This is a genomic window from Oscillospiraceae bacterium, from assembly GCA_015068645.1.
In the GTDB taxonomy this organism is placed as follows: Bacteria; Bacillota; Clostridia; order UMGS1840; family UMGS1840; genus SIG452.
Map to the genome: position 1 here is coordinate 1 of SVKD01000020.1, position 2,646 is coordinate 2,646.

Annotated in this window: 2 protein-coding genes; one reads left to right on the forward strand and one right to left on the reverse strand. The window is 40.4% G+C overall.

The window, feature by feature from the left end; genetic code table 11:
• Window positions 1–148: 148 nt before the first annotated feature.
• Complete coding sequence (locus E7413_08035) at window positions 149–730, reverse strand: hypothetical protein (protein ID MBE7019801.1); 582 nt, start codon at window positions 728–730, stop codon at window positions 149–151.
• Between the two features lie 137 nt (window positions 731–867).
• On the opposite strand from E7413_08035, the gene E7413_08040 reads away from it, so the two are divergent.
• Window positions 868–2,367 (forward strand): hypothetical protein, encoded by a 1,500-nt coding sequence (locus E7413_08040; protein MBE7019802.1) that lies wholly within the window; start codon window positions 868–870, stop codon window positions 2,365–2,367.
• Window positions 2,368–2,646: the final 279 nt, after the last annotated feature.

Consider the following 2,646-nt stretch of genomic DNA (forward strand, 5'->3'; position numbering starts at 1 on the left):
TTTTAATTGAAATCCGTTGGGATTTTTGGTATAATCTTTTTGTAAAATAATGTGTTTGGTCATACATTCATTTTACCATAAATCCCTTACTTTTCGAAGTCTGGGATTTATTTTTTTGCATGAAAATTGAGCTACCGCTCCAACTGAATTAATCATCAGTTAGTGCGACAGCCCCTTCTACACTGATATTTTCTTCAATATGTGCATTAAGATAGGAAGCCCCTTTTTCTATCAAAGGGAAATTCATAAACTTACGTCCGGCAATCTCATGACCGTAATCGCTTATGAATTCATACAGCAACGCATGATATTTTGCAGGAATCTGTATGGTTTTTTCACTAAGTTTTTGTGCACTCTCAAACAGTTTTGTATTTCTGATTTTGTTGCCAAAAACTGTAGGCTTGTCTGCAAATGTAATTTCTTTCCCCTGCTCGTCAAACATTTTAAACCGCATTGCAGATGTTTCGATGATATCCGCACCCTCAAAACATATAGAATATCTGCACCCCACAGGGGTGTAGCAAATATCACCTGCTTTTACCGTCAGCGTCTCTCCGTCGTCAAATGAATACACTGCACAGCCATTTTTAAAGTACAACAACAGATTTTCGGCTTTGGGTTTGGTGATACATTGCCATACTTTACCCCTGTCCCATCGTTGATTTAAATAGTTCGTACATTGTACAATATATGTCGTTGTATAAAATTCAGATAACGGTACGTTCTTCATCGTGCAATCACCTCTTTGGGTATTCTATCATGCTCGTTTCACACTGTCAATGCTTTCGAAAAGTTACATTTCTGTTTTACTTATTCCATTGTTTTCTTGCGTGTTTTTGTTTAGAATGAAGAAAAGGAGGTATAACAATGATAGATAACATTCACGTAATTTCCGCAGACAAAACAAAAAAACAAACAGCTTGGCAGATCGTATACAACAATTTCAAAGGGCCTGAAAGACGCGCCATTGAATTTTTGAACAAAGAAGTAGGCAAAAGGGTGCTTCGCGAAGAGGGCATCTATTCCATTTACGTATTGCCCATCATCAAGGAAGCTATCGGCATAGATTTAGCGAAAAATACCATTCTTATAAGTCAATGGCAGGACAGTGCGCTCATACAGCAATATGTGAATGAAGACGAGCTTACAGAAGATGCGTATCTGCTGAAAATCATTGACAATCCCGTTGATCCGGCTTTTTCACTCGTGATTATCACTGCTAAAAAAGCTATCAATTTATTTTATGGTGCCACCTGTTTATTGGACCATTATGCACCGAAATACGCACCGCAATCAGGCGGTATGGTGTACACCAAACGAATATTCGACCAAAAACTTCCGAATTGTACTATCACCTCAGCGCCGACCTTTAAAAACAGAGGTATCTTTGTCTGGGGCCACCCCATAAACGATTACAAACTCTTTTTCGAACAAGCGGCAAGACAAGGCCTCAACCAGATTGTTCTGTGGAATCAATATAAACCGCTGAACGCGGATGATATATGCACTTACGCAGATTCACTGGGCATCGAGATCCTTTGGGGCTACTCTTGGGGATGGCAAGGGTGCGCCAAAATGACCACATTAACCGATGAATTCCTGCAAGAGCTCAAAGAACAGGTTATCAGAGAATATGAAGAACTGTACGCGGACACTAACGCGGGGATCTACTTTCAATCCTTCACCGAAAGAATGGATGATAATATTGGCGGTCGCTCTATTGCAAAGACGGTTACGGAATTTGTAAATGATACTGCAGGGGAATTATTAAAACGCTATCCGAATTTGCACATTCAGTTCGGTCTTCATGCTAATTCTGTGCACAAGCATTTGGATGAAATTGCCAAGGTGGATAAGCGCATCGAAATCGTTTGGGAAAACGGCGGAACATTTCCATTTGCTATGGGGCTGTTGCGTCCTAAAGACAAAGCGCGATATGAAAAAGAGTTTGAACAAACGTTGGATTTTACAAAAAGTATTCTGTGCCTTCGCGGTATAGACGCTCCCACCTGCATCATCCTCAAAGGATTTGCCAAATTGGAATGGGCACGTTTCGTCGACCAGTCCGGCCCGTTCATTTTAGGTGAAAACAGCGCAGAAATACGGGAACACGATAAAAAGCTCCGTCAAAATTCGTGGCGTGCTCATACTGCAGACTGGATGCACCTTGGAAAATATGCAACCGCATTTGTCAAATGGATTCAAGACGTTTCTCACGGAAACGCTAACGTATGTATGGCGGGAACGTATGATGGCGGTGTGTTCTTCCCGATGGCCGCCTGTTCGGAACTATTCTGGAATCCAGACAGAGAATTCGAAGAAATAGCGAAAGCCGCAATGGATAAAGATTTTGTCGAAATAGATTAAATATTATTGTGCAGAGTTAATATCTGCAAAAAAGAGAAGTTAACATCAAAAAATGATGCTGGCTTCTCTTTGTTACCTTTAACTTAATGCTATTGACCTGGCAGGTACCGGTCCTTCTTATATTATAAAAATAAAATGCTCACTGCCTACTGTCAGGATTTCTTCTTATCTCCCACATCCGGCAAATCATCTATCAGCTTCTCAATGATCAGCTTCTTCACATACACATCAAAACTAAGTGCACAGATAAATGCAAATTTCTTAAGAAATTTCTGATGC